Source organism: Rhizobium sp. LjRoot254 (genome assembly GCF_964254105.1).
Lineage (GTDB): Bacteria > Pseudomonadota > Alphaproteobacteria > Rhizobiales > Rhizobiaceae > Rhizobium_E.
The window spans coordinates 1,432,887-1,451,499 of sequence record NZ_CAXUSM020000001.1; the positions used below are offsets into that span (position 1 = coordinate 1,432,887).

Here is an 18,613-nt window from a genome sequence, read left to right on the forward strand (position 1 = left end):
ACACGACCATGATGCAGACAGGTATTTTCACCGCCTATTTCCCCTATACGCTGGCGGAAACCGCCAAGAAGATCCGTTCGCTCGACTTCAACACGGTGCAGCTCGACATGCACTTTAGGGATATCGACCTCAGTGCCGGCCAGATCACCAAGGACAAGTGCACGACGATCCGCAACACGTTCCGTGACAACAACCTGCCGATCTGCTGCATTTCCGGCTATACCAATATCATTCATCCGGACAAGGAAGAACGCGCCCGCCGCGTCGGCTACCTCAAGGAAATCATCCGGCACGCGCAGTATCTCGGCACGCCGTACGTGATCTCCGAGACCGGCACCTACAACACCGAGTCCGATTGGGTTCATCACCCGAAGAACAAGACCGAGGAAGGGTTCGAGGAGTGCCGCAAGGTCGTCGCCGATCTCGCGCAGTTCGCCTATGACCACGGCGCGATGTTCCTGCTCGAAACCTATGTCAACAACGTCGTCGGCTCGGTCGAAGAGACGGTGAGGATGTTCGCCCAGGTCGATCATCCGGGCCTCGGCCTGCTGATGGACCCGACCAACTATTTCGAATCCCACAATATCGACGACATGGACAAGATCCTCAACCAGGTCTTCGATACGCTGCAGGACAAGATCAAGATTGGCCACGCCAAGGACGTCAAGCGTTCGGGCGGCGACAAGACCGAAAAGCATGCCGATATCGGTGACGAGGATGCATCCGAGAGCCATACGTTCCGTGGCGTCGGCGAAATCGAACTGCCGGCACCGGGCCTCGGCTCGCTGAATTATGATCTTTATCTCAAGCTGCTCTCCCGCAAGCATCCGAATATTCCTATGATCATCGAACATCTGGAAGAGTCGGACGTGCCGCGCGCCAAGAAGTTCCTCGACGGCAAGTTGCGCGCCCAGGGTCTTTGAGGGCAAAGGTCGCGATGGTGGGACCAGCCCGCCATGAGAGTGGTGACAGGCCCAATCTCGTCATGCTCGGCCTTGTGCCGAGCATCTGACCACGCCAGAGATAGCAATTGAGGTCGATTGCATGTCAGGCGGCAGCAGATCCTCGGCACAAGGCCGAGGATGACGTCGCGGCTGTGGGTGGACGGTTGCCACAATCCAGCGGTGGACCTACGTCTGTCACCTCACGCAGTTCATTTGGGAATACCGCCATGGTCGAACTATATGGAAGCCAGAGGTCGAGACGCGATCTTTCCGCCCACGCCGGCGCCCTGAGCCAATTTGCAGGCGTGCGGCTGGTGACGCTCGGTGATGGTGTCGAACGCGGCGTCCGGATGCTGGAATTCCGTAGCGGCACTGGACTCCGGTTCACCGTGATGGTCGACCGTTGCCTCGATATCGGCGAATGCGAATATCGCGGCATGGCGATCGGCTGGCATTCCCCGGCCGGGTTCAAGCATCCGGGCCTGCATGATGTCGAGGGCGAGGGCGGCCTCGGCTGGCTGCGTTCGGCGTCTGGGCTATTGGTGACCTGCGGTCTCGACCAGATCCTGTTCATGAACGAGGAGGCTGGCGATCATTACGTCTACGGTCCACGCAAGACCGTGAACCATCCACTGCACGGCCGCATCGGCATGATCCCGGCGAAGCTCAACGGTTATGGCGAGCGCTGGGATGGCGACGACCTCGTGCTCTGGTGCGAAGGCACGGTCACTCAGGGTGCGGTGTTCGGCGAGCATCTCGAGCTCGTTCGTCGCATCGAAATCAAGGCCGGCACCAATGACATCCGCATTCATGACCTTGTGGTCAATCGCGGCTTCTATCGCACGCCGCATATGTATCTCTACCACATCAATGTCGGCCACCCCGTTTTGGCCGAGGGTTCGCGCTATGTCGCGCCGATCCGGGACGTCGTCTGGGCGGGGCATGCGGGCGAGAATTACCGCAAGCAGGGCGTCGGCTACCGGACCATGCCGTCGCCGAAGCTGGGCTTTCACGAGCAGGTCTGGCAGCATGAAATGGCGGCGGATGCGAATGGCGCCGTGCCGGTGATGCTGGTCAACGATGCGCTCGGTATCGGTTTCGAAGTCATCAATCGCAAGGACCAGTTTCCCTGCAATTACCAATGGCAGAACCTGCATTCCGGCCAGTACACGGTCGGCCTGGAGCCATCGACCAATCATGTTCAGGGCCGGGATTTTGCCAAGGAACGCGGCGAATTGATCTGGCTCGAACATGGCGACGAGCGGCAGTACGACACGGTGTTCCGCGTGGTTTCGGGGAGCGATGAGATTGCTGCCGAGGAGGCGCGAATCCGGGCGATCGCCGAGCAGCCAATGGATGATTATCCGGAGCCTTCGGGGAAGCACTTGGCGATTGCGGGGCGGTAGCCCACCCCTCACCAAGCGCGCCCAGGCATTCGACTATGTCTCATGCGGGCTTGCTATCCTCTCCCGCAGGGGGAGAGGTAGGGTGCCACGCTCGCCGGCTTCGATTGAGGCGAGGCATTGCCGCGAGTCTACCTCTCCCCCTGCGGGAGAGGATACGAAGGCCGGGTGAGCGAAGCGAATCCTTGGCCGAAGTTGGTGAGGGGTAATTTCCGAGGCGTCGACCCCCAGTCTTATTGCCCCAGCGCCGCCGCCATCAACTCCCGCGTATAATCCTCTCTCGGCCGGTCGAAAATCTCATCCGTCGAGCCTTCCTCGACCACGCGGCCGCTCTTCATCACCATGATGTAATCCGACAGCGCCCGCACCACCGCGAGGTCGTGACTGATGAAGAGATAGGCGAGCTTGTGGCGCGCCTGCAAGTCGCGGAGCAGATCGACGATCTGTTTCTGCACCGAGCGATCGAGCGCCGAGGTCGGCTCGTCGAGCACGACGAGCTGCGGCTTGAGGATGATGGCGCGCGCGATGGCGAGGCGCTGGCGCTGGCCGCCCGAGAATTCGTGCGGATAGCGGTTGCGGGTCGCCGGATCGAGCCCGACTTCCTTCAGCGCCTCGACGGCGCGGCGGTCGCGTTCAGCGGTGGTCAGATGCGGCTCGTGGACCAGCAGTCCCTCGGTGATAATCTGCCCGGCGGTCATGCGCGGCGACAGCGAGCCGTAGGGATCCTGGAACACCAGTTGCATCTGGCGGCGGAGCGGCCGCATGGCTTGTCGATCTGATGTCGAGATGTCCTTGCCGATGAAGATGACACGGCCCTCGCCATCGATGAGCCTGAGGAGCAGACGGCCGAGGGTGGATTTGCCCGAGCCGGATTCACCGACAACGCCGATCGTCTGGCCTTCGCGCAGTGTCAGCGAGACATTGTCCACGGCCTTGAGTTCCATCGGCTTGCCCGCAAGAAACCCGCCGCCGAGCTTGAAGGTGATCGAGACATTGCGGCCTTCGATCAGGCGCGGCGCGTCCAGTTCGACGGGGGATTTGCGTCCCGTCGGTTCGGCCGCCAGCAGCATCCTGGTGTAGTCGTGCTGGGGTGACGAGAAGATCTGTTCGACCGTGCCGGTTTCCACCACTTCGCCGCGCCGCATCACTGCCACCCGGTCTGCGAAGCGTTTGACGATGCCAAGGTCATGGCTGATGAAGACGATGCCGAGCCCGATCCGCTCCTTGAGTTCCTTGAGCAGGTTGAGGATCTGGGCCTGGATCGTCACGTCGAGCGCCGTTGTCGGCTCGTCTGCGATCAGCAGTTCCGGGTCGTTGGCGAGTGCCATGGCGATCATAACGCGCTGGCGCTGGCCGCCGGACATTTCATGCGGATAGGATTTCAGCCGTCGCTCCGGGTCGGGAATGTGGACCAGTTTCAGGAGTTCGAGCGCACGCTCGCGCGCCTTCGCTTTGGAAATCTTGCGGTGATAGCGGATCGGTTCCGCCAACTGGTCGCCGATCGTGTAGAGCGGGTCGAGCGAGGTCATCGGCTCCTGGAAGATCATGGTGATCTTGGCGCCCCTGATGTCGTTGAGTTGCTTGACCGGCAGGCCAACCAGTTCCTGGCCGCGATAGCGCGCCGAACCCGTCACGCGGCCATTGGCGGCGAGCAGGCCCATGACGGCCATCATGGTCTGGCTCTTGCCCGAGCCGGATTCGCCGACGATAGCGAGCGTCTCACCCTTGGCGACCTTCAGGCTGAGATTTTTCACCGCGTGAACCGCACCGTCATCGGCATCGAAACGGACATTCAGGTCGTTGATGTCGAGGATTGTTTCCGCCATGTCAGCGATCCTTCGGGTCAAATGCATCGCGCAAGCCGTCGCCGACGAAATTGAGCGCGCTCAAGGTCAGGACAAAGATCAGCGCGGGATAGAGCAACAGCCATGTGCTGGATTCGATGGAGCCGGCGCCTTCCGCGATCAGAAGCCCCCAGCTTGTCAGCGGCTCCTGTACGCCGAGACCCAGGAAGGACAGGAAGCTCTCAAGCAGAATGACCTTGGGCACCATCAAGGTGACGAACACCACCACCGGCCCGGCCGTGTTGGGGATGATGTGACGGCGAATGATCTGTCCATCGGTGAGCCCCATCGCGACCGCCGCGCCGACGAATTCCCGCCGCTTGATGGCGAGCGTCTGGCCGCGGACGATACGGGCCATGTCCAACCATTCCACCGCGCCGATGGCGATGAAGATCAGCACGAAATGGCGGCCGAAAAAGACGACCAGCATGATGACGAAGAAGATGAAGGGCAGGGAATAGAGGATTTCCACCAGCCGCATCATCACATTGTCGACGCGGCCGCCGATATAGCCGGAAATCGCGCCATAGATGACGCCGATGACCAATGAGACGATGGTCGCCAGCACGCCGACCATCAGCGAAATCTGGCCGCCCACCATGATGCGAGCCAGCATATCGCGGCCGTTGCGATCGGTGCCGAGCAGGAAATACTGGCCGTTGACCTGGCCGGTGATGACGGCTGTCTTGCCGTCATTCCTCGTCTCGCCGATCACGGCGCCTTCAAATTCGTTGGGCCGGTCGAGGTAGCGGACGACGCGCGGATCGATGGTTTTTTCGGCGCTGATCGTCGCTGTGTAGGTCGTGCCATCGACCTCGAAGCTATCGAGCTTGGTGCGGCCGCGCTCGACTGCTGCTTTCATGACGGGTTCGAGCGTATCTTCGTGCGGATAGGGAGACAGGCTCGGCGGCACGGCGACGTAGCTCGGATAGACGGCAGAGTAAGTATGCGGATTGACGTAGGGGCCGAGGAAGCAGAACGCCGTCACCAGGAGCAGGACGAAAATGCTGACCACGGCGGCCTTGTTGCGCTTGAGGCGGGCGAAGGCGATCGAGCCCAGGCTGCGGCCTTGCACCAGTTGATCGGAAAAGCCGGTATCGACGGGCAGAGGGGGAGCGATATCACTCATAGCGAACCCTCGGATCGATGAAGGCGTAAATGACGTCGACGAGCAGATTGAGAACGACGATGAAGACCGAGATCAGCACGACCGTGCCCATGACCAGCGTGTAATCGCGGTTGAGCGCGCCGAGTACGAAATAGCGTCCGACGCCGGGCAGCGAGAAGATGGTCTCGACGATGATCGACCCGGTCAGCACCGAAGCCGCCGTCGGCCCGAGATAGGAAACCGCGGGCATCAGGCCTGCGCGAAGGGCATGCACGCCGACGACGCTCCGGAAGGGCAGGCCATAGGCGCGGGCGGTGCGGACATGGTCGGCGCGGAGCGCTTCGATCATCGAGCCGCGCGTCAGGCGGGCGAAGACCGCAAGCTGCGGCAGCGCCAGCACGATGACAGGCAGGACGAGATTGCGGAAGCCGCCATTGCCCCAGGATCCCGTCGGCACCAGGCCCAAGCCCAGCGCGAAGATCAGCGACAGGATCGGGCCGATGACGAAATTCGGTACGGTATTTCCGAGGGCGGCAATGCCCATCAGGAGATAGTCTGCCCAGGAATTCTGCCGCAGTGCCGCATAGATGCCCATCGCAACGCCGCCGAACACCGCGATCGCCAGCGCCCAGAGGCCGAGGATGATGGAATAGGGCAGTGCCTGGAGGATGAGTTCGGCGACCGTGTAGTCCTTGTAGATGAAGCTCGGGCCGAAATCACCCTGGAACACATTGCCGATGTAATAGAGATATTGCAGCCAGACCGGCTGATCGAGGTGATAGACCGCCTTGATGTTGGCAAGCGTTGCCGGATCCAGCGGCCTTTCAAGATTGAACGGACCGCCGGGAGCGATCCGGATCATGAAAAAGGATATCGTAAGGACGATGAAAATCGTTGGCAGCGATGACAGCAATCGCACCAGGATGAAACGCAGCATGACGCGCCTCCTCTCAGTCTGAGTAATCGAATGCTACCGCCGGCGGTTCCCGTGCGGAAGCGTGGGCGCGTCCAATCATTCTAGATCGGACGCGCCCGGATGGATCACTCTTGGATGGAGAGGTACTTGGTCAGATGCTCGTTGACGAGGTTCTGGTTGAAGCCCTTGACCTTCTTGTTGATGAGCCAGAGGCTGGCATAGTTCATCATCGGGGCGATCGGGTATTCGGCAAGCATCATTGCTTCGGCGTCCGACAGCAATTTCATGCGCTTGGCCGGGTCCTGTTCGTCATACGACGCCTTCATCAGTTCGTCGAACTTGGCATTTTCCCAATGGCCGTAGTTGAAGGCCGTGTTGGAGGAGATCATCAGGTTGAGGAAGTTTTCGGGATCCGCATAGTCCGCCGACCAGCCGGCGCGCGCGACATCGAACGAGCCGCCTTCCTGGAGGTAGGCGTAATGCGCCTTCACGTCGAGATTCTGCGTGGTGACGTTGATGTTGGAGCCCAGCGCCTTCCACATGTCGGCCACCGCGATGGCGACCTTCTTGTGGTTTTCATTGGTGTTGTAGCGGATGTCGATGTTGAGCGGCTTGCCGCCCTCGCCATAGCCCGCTTCCTTCAGCAATGCCTTGGCGGCATCCTCGCGGTCGAGCTGGTCCATATCGGCGATGTCGACCTTGGGCAGTGTGTAGCCTTCCATGCCATCCGGTACGAGCGTGAAGGACGGCAGCTGCGCGCCGCCATAGATCTTGCCGGCGAGGAATTCGCGATCGAGCGCCATGGAAAGCGCCTTGCGGATGCGCACGTCGTTGAACGGCTCCTTGCGATTGTCGAAGACGTAGTAATAGGTCGAGGTCGCGGGTGCCGCGAACACCTGGTCGGCGCCGTGCTTCTTGGTCAGGAACTCGCGCTGGTCGGCCTGGAAGTTATAGACGATATCCAGTTCGCCGGCTTCGAACATGCGCTCGGTCGCGGCCTGGTCCTCGGAGGGGTTGTAGATCACCTTGTCGATCTTCACATTCGCCGCATCCCAGTAATTCGGGTTCTTGACGGCGGTGATATGGTCGTTGGCGACATACTCGGTGAGCATATAGGCGCCGTTGGTCACCATATTGCCCGGCTTGGTGAATTCCTTGCCATGCTTCTGGATGCTGGCCTGATTGACCGGGATGGCCGTGTAATGGACCAGCAATTGCAGGAAATAGGGCGTCGGGCGCTCAAGCGTGATCTCGAGTGTCTTGTCGTCCACGGCCTTCAGCCCGAGGCCTTCAGCTTGTCCGGTCTTCTTGTTGAAGGCTTCGGCGCCCTTGATCGGGTAGAGGATGTTCGCATAGCCGGCAGCCGTTGCCGGATCGAGCAGGCGCGTGATCGAAAAAACGAAGTCGCCCGCGGTCACCGGCGAGCCGTCCGACCACTTGGCGTTCTGACGAATCTTGAACGTATAGACCTTGCCGTCATCGGAAACGGTATGGCTCTCCGCCGTGCCGGGAACGACCTTGCCGTCGACGTCATAGACCATAAGGCCTTCGTTCAGGTCGCGCTGGATGAAGCCTTCGATGTCGATCGAAATCTGTGCCTGGTCGAGCGTTTGGGGTTCGCCGCCATTACCTCGTCGGATCACCGTCTCACCGAGCGCCGGAAAGGCGAGGGATGCGAAGAGCGCGCCTGTCAGCGCTGCGCCCGTCAGTGTTTTGAAAAGTGGATGGATGCTCATGGGTATCTCCTTCTTTTAGTGTTTTTCCCCAGTTCCCCGCTGGTGCGTGCAGAGACTATTTCGCGCGCCCGGAAAAGCAACTGAAAATCGTCAAGCCCGAAATAACCCTTTTCGGTACGGGGTCGCCAATTATGTGCAAGCGCGCGGCGCGCACGGGCTTCGGCCCGCTTTTGGCCTGTGGAAAGACTGATGATTGACAGGCCTTGAGAAACGCGCATAATCTTTCGTACACAAATGAAAAGGAGCCGCAGAGCTCCTGTGTGGGGAAGTACCAAAGCGCAGTTCAACGGCGCGCGGCATCGCCGCAGGCCAGAGATCGGCCCATGTTCGCTTGCGTCCGATTTTTCATCGGCATAAGTTGCCAAACGACAAAACTGGGGAACGCCAAATGACCAAATCCATCTTTTCCGCGGGTTCGACAATCACGCGCCGCACGGCGTTGAAAGGCTTCGCCGCGGGCGCGACACTGCTCGCCTCGCCGCATGTGCTTCGCGCGCAGTCCGGCGGCACGATCAAGCTCGGCGCACCGTTCCACCGCACCGGCATCGGCGCCTCCTATGGCCGCTGGTACGAGCGCACCGCCCAGGCGGCGGTGAAACTGATCAATGAGGGCGGCGGCATCAATGGCAAGATGATCGAGATGATCGTCGAGGACGACGGCACTGATCCCAAGCGCGGTACGGAAGTGATCGAAAAATTTGCGACCGAACACAAGGTGGACGCGGTATTCGGCCATCTGTTCTCACACGTCGTGGCGGCCGCCGGGCCGCGCGCCGGCGAGCTTAAGTTGCCCTATCTCGTCTGTTCGGAAGGCCATCAACTGGCCGGCGGCGGGCTCAACCGCTACACGTTCCAGCCCGGCATCACCGACGTGAAGAGCCAGGTCGCCTCCATGGCGCCTTGGATCTCGAAGAACCTCGGCAAGAAGGTCACGATGCTTTTCCCGGACTATGCCTTCGGCCATAACCATCGCGACTATTTCTCCGAGGCGATCAAGGCGCAGGGTGGATCGATTTCGGCGCTGATCCCGATCCCGCCGACAGAGAGCTCGTTCACCCGCTATTTCCCGCAGATCCCGTCCGATACCGAAGTGATCTATCACGTCATGGTCGGCCCCGCCGTATTGACCTTCGTCAAGGAACTCGGCGACCATTTCGGCTCGACGCGGCCGCAGATCTTCGGCTTCATCGATTCGCTCGAGGCTGTGGACCTCGCGACACCGCAGCTCGAATATCTCGAGGGTACCTATTTCTGGGAAGCCAATCCGCGCTATGCTCAGAAAGACCAGACCGAATTCGACAAGTTCTTCCGCGAGAAGGTCGGCGTCGATGCGAATGGCGCGAGCACCAGCGACCCCAAGGACGTGTCGACCTATTCGCACATGTTCTCCGTCTGGGAGACCCTGTTCGTGATCAAGCAGGCGATGGAGGCGGCCAAATACGAAGGGCCGGACCAGAAGAAAGACTTCATTCTGGCGCTGGAATCGTTCGACAAGTTCGCGGCGAGCAACGAACATCCGCAGGGCGACAAGGTGTTCAACGGCAAGACCCACCAGGTCTTCGGCAAGCAGAACATCTCCAAGGTCGAGGGCGGCAAGCTCAACGTGGTTCACACGACCTCGATCGAGGACGGCATGTACGAGCCGGAAGTCGACTATACGACGATGGAACTCTGAGTTCTTTGTTTAGCATCTCGACACCTCGCCGGATAAGGTTCCGGCGAGGGTTCTAAATTCGTCCGCCATTCAAGGTTTGCCGCCCATGGCTTTCGGCCCCTATCTCTTCCTCGCGATCCTCGAAGGCCTGGTCCAGGCCTCGGTGCTGACCGTCACCGCCGTCGGCCTGTCGCTGGTCTTCGGCGTGATGCGGGTGGTCAATGTGGCGCATGGCGAGTTCTACATGCTGGGCGCGGTTTTTGCCTGGTTCGTCACCAGTTTCATCACCGGGCATCCGGCGCTCGGCTTTGTCGCGGCACTGATCATCAGCCCGCTGATTGTCGGCGCCATCGCCTTCGCCAGCGAGCGGGTGGTGCTCAAGCGGTTGAACTACGATCCGGAGGCGACGATCGTGGCGACGATCGGGCTGCTCTATATCTTCCAGCAATCGGCTTTGATCTTCTTCGGACCGAATGCGCAGGCCGTCGAGCCGCCGTTCTACTGGCGCATCCGCTTTCCCTGGTTCGGCTACGATGGCTACAAGCTCTTCATAATCGCGGCGGCAATCGTGCTGATGGGCGTGGTCTGGTATCTCATGAAGCACACCAAGGCGGGGCTAGTGATGCGGGCGACCCAGCTCGACCGCGAGACTGCGCAGGCCTTCGGCATCAATGTCGACAATGTCTCGGCCTATGTCTTTGCGCTCGGCGCCATGCTGGCGGCGGTCGCTGCCGTGCTTGTCGTGCCGATCCAGCAGGCGCATTACCTGATGGGGCTCGATCCGCTGCTGCTGTCCTTCATCGTCGTCATCATCGGCGGGCTGGGCAGCATCCAGGGCACGATCATTGCCGCCATTATCATCGGTCTCTCGGACGGTATTCTCTCGGTCTTCTTCTCTCCAACGCTGGCGAAAATGGTCTCGACGCTGCTCGTCGCATTCGTTCTGATCTTTCGGCCGAACGGCCTGTTCGGAAAGGCAGAGCGATGAGCGCCAGCCATATAAGCCGAAACCTCATCCTGCTCGCCGCCGTGCTGGCGATCGCCTTTGCGATGCAGTTCGTGCTGCCGACATATTACGTGCTGACGATCACCCGGATGATGGTGCTGGCGGTGTTCGCGGTGGGCTACAACATGCTGCTTGGCTATGTCGGCCTGCTCAGCCTCGGCCACGCGATCTTCTTCGCCGCTGGGCTCTATTTCGCCGGGCTCTCGACCTATCATCTCGGCATCAGTGTGCCGGTGGCCTTCCTGATCGGCATTGCGGCGGCCCTCGTGCTGGCGCTCGCCATCGGTGTCGTGGCGCTGCCGACGATGCGGGTGTCCTTCATGATCGTGACGCTGATGTTCGCACAGGTTGGTTTCCTGACGACGCTCTATTTCGCCCAGTACACCGGCGGGCAGGACGGGTTGTCGCTGCCGCATGCGGCGCGGCAGTTCGATCTTTTCGGCACGACATTCAGCCTCGCCAATGAGCAGGTCCGTTTCAATCTGGCCTTCGGCCTGCTGGCGATTGCGCTTGCGGTTTCCTTCGTCGTGCTCACCAGCCGTCGGGGCAGAATCTTCGCCGCGATCCGGGAGAACGAGGGCCGCACCGAGATGCTCGGCTTCAATGTCTTCGCGTCCAAGCTCGAGGCCTTCCTCTATTCCGGCACCATCGCGGGCGCGGCGGGGGCGGCCTATGGCCTGCTCTTCGGCTATATCGGCTCGACCTTCGCCTCGATCCAGTATTCGATTGAAGTGCTGCTGTTCACGCTACTGGGCGGGGCGGGGACATTGCTCGGTCCGCTGCTCGGCGTGTTGTTAATGACGACGCTGATCGACCGGTTGAGCGAATTGACCACCGCCTACCTTCTGGTGATCGGCGTGGTGCTGATCGTCCTCGTGCTCTGGTTTCCCAAGGGCATCCTCGGCACGATCCGCGAAAGGTGGTTGCCATGGCTGATGTGACGCCCATTCTCGCAACCCCTATTCTCGCGACCAAAGGCCTCAAGCGCTATTTCGGTGGGTTGAAGGCCGTCGATGGGGTCGATTTCTCGCTCAACGAAGGCGAGATCCGGGCGATCATCGGGCCGAATGGCGCGGGCAAGACCACCTTCGTCAGCCTGCTTTCGGGCCGCACCTCGGTGACGGATGGGCGCATCTCCTTCCGTGGCGAGGACATCACAACGGTGCCAGCGTTCAAGCGGGTGCGGCTCGGCATCGCCTACACGTTCCAGATCACCAATATCTATCCCAAGCTTTCGGTCGCCGAGAATGTGCGGATCGCAGCACTCGGAAGGGCTCAGCGCGAGAAGGGCATGAGGCTCGATATCGAGACGGAAACCCGCGCTGCGCTCGAAGCCGTCGGCATCGCCGACCGGGCAAACGCACGCGCCGGCGAGATGGCCTACGGGCATCAACGCCTCCTCGAAGTGGCGATGGGGCTGGCGCTGCAGCCCTCCTTGCTCATCCTCGACGAGCCGACGCAGGGGCTCTCGGATTCCGAGATCGCCGGCTTCTGCCGACTGGTGAAAGAGATTTCGAAGAGCACGACGATCCTCCTCATCGAGCACAATATGGATGTAGTCATGCAGCTTGCTGACCGGATCACCGTGCTCAATCGTGGCCGCACGCTGGCGGAGGGCACGCCCGCCGAAATCAGCGCCAATGCCGAGGTTCAGGCCGCCTATCTGGGGACAGAGGCATGATGCTGGAGGTCAGGAATTACAATACGTTCTACGGCGAGCTTCAGGTTCTGCGCGATTTTTCGGTATCGGTCGCGGCGGGAGAAATCCTCTGCCTGCTTGGCCGCAATGGCGCCGGCAAGACGACCGCGCTGAAATCAATCCTCGGCCTGGTGCCGCCGCGCAGCGGCACGCTTGTGATCGACGGCGAGGATATCAGCGGCCTGCCGGCCGAGCAGATTCCGCGCCATGGCATCGGTTACGTGCCGCAGGGCCGGCGGCTGTTCAAGGAGCTGACCGTGCGGGAAAATCTCGAGGTCGGACTGATGACCCGCAAATCCGGGAGCGCCGCGATGGAGCGGGCGCTTGGCTACTTTCCCGCCCTCAAGGAGCGCCTAGGCCAACAGTCCGGTACGCTTTCCGGCGGCGAGCAGAGCATGGTGGCGATCGCCCGAGCGCTCTGCGTCGAGCCGAAGATCATCATGCTTGACGAGCCGACGGAAGGCCTGATGCCCTCGATGATCCAGGCGATCCGCGACGTGGTGACCAAGCTCCGCAACGACGGCGTGGCGGTGCTGCTTGTCGAGCAGCGCATCGATGCGGTACTCCCCGTCGCCGATCGAATTGCTTTCATGGAGCAAGGCGTGGTGCAGGCCGAATTCGACGTCGATGAGGTGCGGGCGGATTCGTCGCTGGTGCAGAAATATCTCGGCGTCGGGCATGGATAGTCAAATCCTGGGCGTCGCCAGTAGCCACAGTCCGAAGGCCGTGTAGAACACCATCAGCGCTGCGAGCGGAATCTGGCTGATCACCGCCTGGCGCGGCGTTTCGAAAATCCTCAGCGCGATCAGATGAGCCATGACGATGCCGGTGATGTGGCCGAGCGCGATGACGAGTGTCTGCGTGTTGAAGATCAGGCTCACGCCGGACATCGTGTTGAGGAATGAGGTAGTTGTGTGCCAGTCCACTGTGCCAAACAGGTTCCAGCCCAGCGCATAGGGGTCGGAGAGCGCGATCAGCGCATTCTGGCCGTCGACCAGCACGCTGGTGAGGTAATGCGCGGCCTGGAAGGCGAGCGCGATCGGCACGAGCGAGTAGATCAGGCGCCCTGATGCGGCAAGCCATATGTCGCTGCGGCCGGCGAGCCGGCTGCCGAGCGCCACCGCGCCCAGATAGAGCGCGGACATCGCGGCGAACATGCCGATCAGCCCCAGCGTGCCTGATGTTTCCACATCGCTGCGACCGGGAAATTCGAGCGGATTGACGTGGATCGATCCGAGCCAGAGGAAGGTGCGCGAAAGGCCGTCGAAGGATACGGTCGAGAGCGTGAGGAGGATGAAGAACACGCCTGTCAGTGGCAGAGCGGCCGAGCAGATCAGGGTCATTCCCGGCCAAGTGAGTGCCACGGCAGTGCGCTTTTCGCCGATCGGCTCGCGGTGAAAGGGCGAGAGCCGACCGATCAGGCTAAAGAAGATGGAAAATGGCTCGGCGCGCGCCATCCAGTCTTTCTCCCCGAAAATGAATGCACCTGCGAGGTTGAACGCCCAGAAGGCGATGACGGCGATGGCCAGCCGCAGCGGGTCGCTCGGAGCGATATAGATCAGTTCGAACCAGGCGAAGACAGCGAATTGCATTACGGCGACGCGATAGCCCGCGCGCTCGGGTAGTTTCAGCAGTCCCTCTCGGTTGTTGCGGCCGAACAGCGCGAGGATAGCGGTCCAGGGATTGAAGTGTTGCCAGAGCGGACCGACCATGGCCTGGAGCAGCGCGAAGCAGACCCACCAGACCGTCCAGATCATTGTCGGCAACGGATTGACCACGGGATCACGGCTGCCGACGATGCCGGCGAAGACCAGAAAGGCGAGGAAAAAGAATCCGATGGCGCTGGTGATTTCACGCGGCACATCAGGAACGGTGAAGAGCTTAAGTCGCATGCCGGCGATGCGATCGGTCTCCTGGGCCGTGACGAAGGCGAGCAGCAGGAACGAAGCGGCAACAGCAAGACCGGCCCCGAGAAGATAGTAGCCGGTGGGCAGGAGCAGGACGAGGCCGCCTTCGGTGCCGTGGGCTTGGGCGAGAGTGGGTGCGGTCAGAAGGAGCAGGATAATGGCCGCCGTTGGAAGCCTGCGCACACCCCCCTCTGTCCTGCCGGACATCTCCCCCTCAAGGGGGGAGATCGACTCGTTGCAACCGCCCGCCTTCCGATTGGCGTCGAGTTCTGGGTAGCCAGCGTCAAAGGAAAGGGCGGGGCGCCCGCTCCATCCGATCTCCCCCCTTGAGGGGGAGATGTCCGGCAGGACAGAGGGGGGTGATGCCCCGGCCTCGACGCTCAATGCTCCACACCCCGCACGCGCGCCGCAGCATCCTGCAGGTCGCCCCACTGCGCCTTATCAGGCGCAAATCTAGCTCGCAAATATCCCACGAGATCAGCCAGTTGCCTGTCGCTGAAACTATCCTTGAACGCCGGCATCGACATGATCTCCAAATCATCGGCCTTCACTTGCCTCGCCAGAAGTGCTGGTGCATTTGCCCCGTTCAGGATCACCTGCAAGATGTTATCCGGCCGATCACTATGAAGGTTGCTGTTCAACGCCAGGCTGGCAAGCGGTGTGCTATCGGTGTGGCAGGCGCTGCAGGCGCCGTCGAAAATGCGGGCACCTCCAGGGTTGGCGATCGCAGCGGCGGATGCGGCCTCGTTCGATGTCATGATGGCAGCCGCCTTCTGCAGGGTTGCCATTTCCTCGGGCACCGTGCCGGAGAGATAGGTCGCCATCGCACGAATGTCGTCGTCAGGCAGCGCTGAAAGCGATTGCACCACATGCATCATAGGACCATTGGCGCTGCCGTGATCGCTGGAATGGCCGTCCCTGAGATAGTCGTAGAGCGCCTGTTCCGTCCAGCCGACTGGCCCCCTGGTTGCTCCGAGGATCGCCGGCGCTTCCCAGCCCTCGGCGAAGCCGCCGGCCAGATGGGCGGCGCCGGTGAGTTCGGCGCCTAGAACATTGCGCTCCGTATGGCAGGCCGAGCAATGGCCGAGGCTCTCGACCAGATAGGCGCCGCGGTTCCAGGCCTCGCTCTTCGTCGCATCAGTGATGGATGTCTGGCGCAGGAACAGCGTGTTCCAGCCGGCCATCAGCCCACGGATGTTGAAGGGGAAGGTGAGTTTCGACTTCGGCGGCGCATTGGCGGCGGGCGTCTCGGCCATCAGGTAGGCATAGAGCGCCTGGATATCGGCTTCGTCGGCGTTGACGAAACTCGTATAGGGATGGACGGGGTAGAGGTGGCTGCCATCGCGATGGACGCCTTGGCGCATGGCGCGCTCGAAGGCGGGATAGGACCATGCGCCGATGCCGGTCTTCACATCAGGCGAGATGTTGGTGGCGTAAACGGTGCCGAATGGTGTCTCGAACGCACGGCCACCGGCGAACGGTGTGCCGTCATCGCCGACATGGCAGGTATTGCAGGCGCCGGCAGCGGCGGCCAATCGTCCACGCTCGATCGTGGCGGCGCTGAACGCCGCCGGGTCCGGCCGGGCGATCTCAGGAATGGCGGGCCGGATGGGCGACATGACGGCAAGTCCACCGGCTGCGAAGCCAGCGAGACCTGTAATGCCGAGGCGCCAACGCCATCTGCGCTTCATCTTGGCCGGTCCTGATATCGCCTTGTCGCGCTTGCGGCCTTCGAGTGCCTCGAGAACCCGGTCAGGCGTCAGCGGCAGTTCGCGAAAGCGGATGCCGGTCGCGTCATAGACGGCGTTGACGATGGCGGCGGCACTCGGCACCGAGGCGGATTCCCCGGCGCCGCGCGGTTCTTCGAGCTGCCGCTCCATCATCAATACGTCGATTTCCGGCACTTCCGGAAAGGTGATGATCGGGTAGCCGCCCCATTCGACGCTCTCGACCTGGGTTTTGGAAAAGTCCACCTTCTCTTTGAGCACCCGGCTGATCGACTGGATGACATTGCCATGGATCTGATGGCGCACGCCGTCCGGATTGACCATCATGCCGGTATCCTGGCCGACGGTGACGCGGGTGACGGCGATCTCGCCGGTGCGTTTGTTGACCGCGACATCCGCCACCCAGGCCGACCATGCCGCGGGTGTGCCTGGAAAGCGGCCGTGGACATAGAGCGCATAGGCGAAGCCGCGCCCATAGAGCAGGTCGCCTTCGCCCCCTTCGGTGCTCCAGCGGGTGCGTGGCGTCCATTTGGCGCGCTCGGTCGTGGCGCGGACGAGGTCGATCGCGCGGCTGTCGGTCAGGTAGCGCAGTCGATATTCGACGGGGTCGACGCCGGCCGCTGCGGCCAGTTCGTCGATGAAGCTCTCATGCGCGAAGGAGTTCGGCATGGCCGAGACGCCGCGAAACCACGATGCGCGGGCGATCGGCGGCATGTCGTGGACCTGCACGCGCATGTTGCCGAAGGCGTAGGGCGGGATTGCGGTGCGGTCGCCCATTTCGGCGGTCGCATTGCCGGTTACCTTGCCGGTGAGGACCAGAGCCAGCGTCGGGGCGAGGTTCGAGGGGTAACGCGTCTCGAAATCATAGCCCGCCGGGCCGCCTTCGAGATCGAGCCCGCCTCTGACGTCAATGATCTGGCCCGCGCCCTTCGGTTCCCAGCCATGCTCCTGCTCGCGGGTGAGCTGGACGCGGACGGGACGGCCGACAGCGCGCGACAGCAGTGCCGCGTCGGCGGTGACATCGTCGGCGCAATTGCGGCCGTAGCAACCGGCCGCTTCCATCCGCTCGACCACGATTTGCTCCTCCGGCATGTCGAGGAGCTGGGCGAGATCGCGTCGCATCCAGTGCGGGTTCTGGGTGCCCGACCAGACGACGAGTTCGCCGTCGGCCCAATCGGCCACCGCGCAGGAAGGGCCGATCGATCCATGCATCTGATAAGGCCAGACATAGGTGCGCGTCATGGCAGGCGACGCGCCGGCGAGAGCGCCTTCGACGTCGCCGGTCTCTTTCAAGAGGCGAGTTTTCTCCTTGGGGCCGTCGCGCAAAGAGGCTTCGACGTCGTTGAGGTCCGGCCGCTCGGGCTGTTCGCGCCAGAGCACCTTGAGGCGCTTCATCGCCTCGATTGCGTTTTCCTCGCGGGTGGCGACGATGCCGACGAAATCGCCTTCGGTCACGACAGAAACTAGACCCGGAATGTCCGACACCGAGCTTTCATCGACCGAAATCAGGCTGTTGCCGACCATCTCGCCGTGGTCGAAGCCTGCATAGGGCGGGCGGATGACGCGGCCGTGCAGCATGTCGGGCACGCGGACGTCATGCACATAGGTCCAGTCGCCGGATGCCTTGGCGGCGATATCATTGCGGCGCTGCGGCTTGCCGACGATGCGATAGGCCTCGACGGGCTTCAAGCCGATCGTGCTGTCGAGTTCTATCCGTTCATGCCGGCCCGTGATCAGTTCGCCGAAGTGTATCGACCAATCGTCATGGCGGATGACGCCGCCTTCGATCTTGAACTGGCTGATGCCGACATCACGCAGCTTCGACGCCGCGACCAGCAGATGCTGCCGGGCCGTGGCGGCGGCCTGCCGGAGCGGGATCGCCGTCACTTGTATCGTCTCGCTTGCAATGGTCGGACCCTGGTCGGACGTTGCGGAAGTGGTTCCGAGAACCATCGCGACGCTGTCGAAATCGACATCCAGTTCCTCGGCGACGATCTGGGCCAGCGCGGTGCGGATGCCGGTGCCGAGATCGACATGGCCGCAAAAGGCGGTGACCGTGCCATCGGCATGCAGCGCGAGGTGGATCTCCGGGCGGTTGGATGTGCCCGGCCGGATGACCAGCAGGATATCTGATGCATCGAGATAGTGTTCGAGCGGCTTTTCGCGCGGGCCGGTCATGGGGCGGCCCTCGTCAGTTCCGCCGCCCGGCGGGCGGCCGCCAGGATTTCGACATGGGTGCCGCAACGACAGAGTTGGCGCGCGAGAGCCGCCCTGATCTCCGTCTCGCTGGGATCGGCGTTGCGCTTGAGAAGACCTGTCGTGGCAATGATCATGCCGTTGAGACAGTAACCGCACTGGGCTGCCTGCATTTCGATAAAGGCTTGCTGCACGGGGTGTGGATCGGCCGCCGTGCCGAGGCCCTCGAGCGTCACGATCTCGCGGTTCTCCACTGCATTGCAGCTCAGCGTGCAGGATCGCACCGCGCGGCCGTCGACCAGCACAGCGCAGGCGCCGCATTCGCCCAGCCCGCAGCCGAATTTGGGCCCGTTGAGCTCCAGGTCGTTGCGCAGGATGTAGAGCAGCGGCGTCTCGGGTGCGGCGTCGATGATTCTCATCTCGCCATTGACGTTCAGGCTAAGGGGCCGGGTCTTCACGCGCACCACCCCGCG

At 62.0% G+C, this 18,613-nt stretch carries 14 protein-coding genes; 7 read left to right on the plus strand and 7 right to left on the minus strand.

All coding sequences use genetic code 11. The features are described from left to right. The first annotated feature begins 8 nt into the window (after nucleotides 1-8). The gene (locus ACSQ26_RS07015; protein ID WP_436007598.1) at nucleotides 9-923 is read left to right on the plus strand and encodes a sugar phosphate isomerase/epimerase family protein; all 915 of its coding nucleotides are present in this window, start codon (nucleotides 9-11) and stop codon (nucleotides 921-923) included. 248 nt (nucleotides 924-1,171) lie between these two features. Then, complete coding sequence (locus ACSQ26_RS07020) at nucleotides 1,172-2,350, plus strand: aldose 1-epimerase family protein (protein ID WP_436007600.1); 1,179 nt, start codon at nucleotides 1,172-1,174, stop codon at nucleotides 2,348-2,350. A gap of 230 nt (nucleotides 2,351-2,580) precedes the next feature. Here the strand turns inward: ACSQ26_RS07020 and ACSQ26_RS07025 are convergent, their stop codons facing one another. The 4 genes from ACSQ26_RS07025 to ACSQ26_RS07040 form a co-directional block, all read right to left on the minus strand. Then, on the minus strand, nucleotides 2,581-4,173 hold the full coding sequence (locus ACSQ26_RS07025; protein WP_436007602.1) for an ABC transporter ATP-binding protein: 1,593 nt from the start codon (nucleotides 4,171-4,173) through the stop codon (nucleotides 2,581-2,583). A 1-nt stretch (nucleotide 4,174) separates the two neighbouring features. Then, nucleotides 4,175-5,320 carry an ABC transporter permease subunit gene (locus ACSQ26_RS07030; protein WP_436007604.1) on the minus strand — a complete coding sequence of 382 codons (1,146 nt, stop codon included), beginning with the start codon at nucleotides 5,318-5,320 and terminating at the stop codon, nucleotides 4,175-4,177. Then, nucleotides 5,313-6,236, minus strand: a complete 924-nt coding sequence (locus ACSQ26_RS07035; RefSeq protein WP_436007606.1) for an ABC transporter permease — start codon at nucleotides 6,234-6,236, stop codon at nucleotides 5,313-5,315. The genes ACSQ26_RS07030 and ACSQ26_RS07035 overlap by 8 nt, the downstream gene beginning before the upstream one ends. 104 nt (nucleotides 6,237-6,340) lie before the next feature. Further along, on the minus strand, nucleotides 6,341-7,945 hold the full coding sequence (locus ACSQ26_RS07040; RefSeq protein ID WP_436015141.1) for a peptide ABC transporter substrate-binding protein: 1,605 nt from the start codon (nucleotides 7,943-7,945) through the stop codon (nucleotides 6,341-6,343). A 394-nt stretch (nucleotides 7,946-8,339) separates the two neighbouring features. Between ACSQ26_RS07040 and ACSQ26_RS07045 the strand changes: the two genes are divergently transcribed. The 5 genes from ACSQ26_RS07045 (at nucleotide 8,340) to ACSQ26_RS07065 (ending at nucleotide 12,996) form a co-directional block, all read left to right on the plus strand. Further along, the gene (locus tag ACSQ26_RS07045) at nucleotides 8,340-9,626 is read left to right on the plus strand and encodes an ABC transporter substrate-binding protein (protein WP_436007608.1); all 1,287 of its coding nucleotides are present in this window, start codon (nucleotides 8,340-8,342) and stop codon (nucleotides 9,624-9,626) included. Between the two features lie 85 nt (nucleotides 9,627-9,711). Beyond that, the gene (locus ACSQ26_RS07050) at nucleotides 9,712-10,593 is read left to right on the plus strand and encodes a branched-chain amino acid ABC transporter permease (RefSeq protein WP_436007610.1); all 882 of its coding nucleotides are present in this window, start codon (nucleotides 9,712-9,714) and stop codon (nucleotides 10,591-10,593) included. Then, nucleotides 10,590-11,552 (plus strand): branched-chain amino acid ABC transporter permease, encoded by a 963-nt coding sequence (locus ACSQ26_RS07055; RefSeq protein WP_436007612.1) that lies wholly within the window; start codon nucleotides 10,590-10,592, stop codon nucleotides 11,550-11,552. Before ACSQ26_RS07050 ends, ACSQ26_RS07055 begins: the two co-directional genes overlap by 4 nt. After that, entirely contained in the window at nucleotides 11,540-12,292 is a 753-nt protein-coding gene (locus tag ACSQ26_RS07060) for an ABC transporter ATP-binding protein (RefSeq protein WP_436007614.1), read from the plus strand. The genes ACSQ26_RS07055 and ACSQ26_RS07060 overlap by 13 nt, the downstream gene beginning before the upstream one ends. Next, a complete protein-coding gene (locus ACSQ26_RS07065; RefSeq protein ID WP_436007616.1) occupies nucleotides 12,289-12,996 on the plus strand; it encodes an ABC transporter ATP-binding protein in 708 nt (235 codons plus the stop codon). The genes ACSQ26_RS07060 and ACSQ26_RS07065 overlap by 4 nt, the downstream gene beginning before the upstream one ends. Here the strand turns inward: ACSQ26_RS07065 and ACSQ26_RS07070 are convergent, their stop codons facing one another. From ACSQ26_RS07070 to ACSQ26_RS07080, 3 genes are all read right to left on the minus strand, one after another. Then, complete coding sequence (locus tag ACSQ26_RS07070) at nucleotides 12,997-14,424, minus strand: hypothetical protein (RefSeq protein WP_436007618.1); 1,428 nt, start codon at nucleotides 14,422-14,424, stop codon at nucleotides 12,997-12,999. Nucleotides 14,425-14,597: 173 nt separating this feature from the next. Next, nucleotides 14,598-18,122 (minus strand): molybdopterin cofactor-binding domain-containing protein, encoded by a 3,525-nt coding sequence (locus tag ACSQ26_RS07075; protein WP_436007620.1) that lies wholly within the window; start codon nucleotides 18,120-18,122, stop codon nucleotides 14,598-14,600. Next, nucleotides 18,119-18,598 (minus strand): (2Fe-2S)-binding protein, encoded by a 480-nt coding sequence (locus tag ACSQ26_RS07080; RefSeq protein ID WP_436007622.1) that lies wholly within the window; start codon nucleotides 18,596-18,598, stop codon nucleotides 18,119-18,121. Before ACSQ26_RS07080 ends, ACSQ26_RS07075 begins: the two co-directional genes overlap by 4 nt. Nucleotides 18,599-18,613 lie beyond the last annotated feature (15 nt).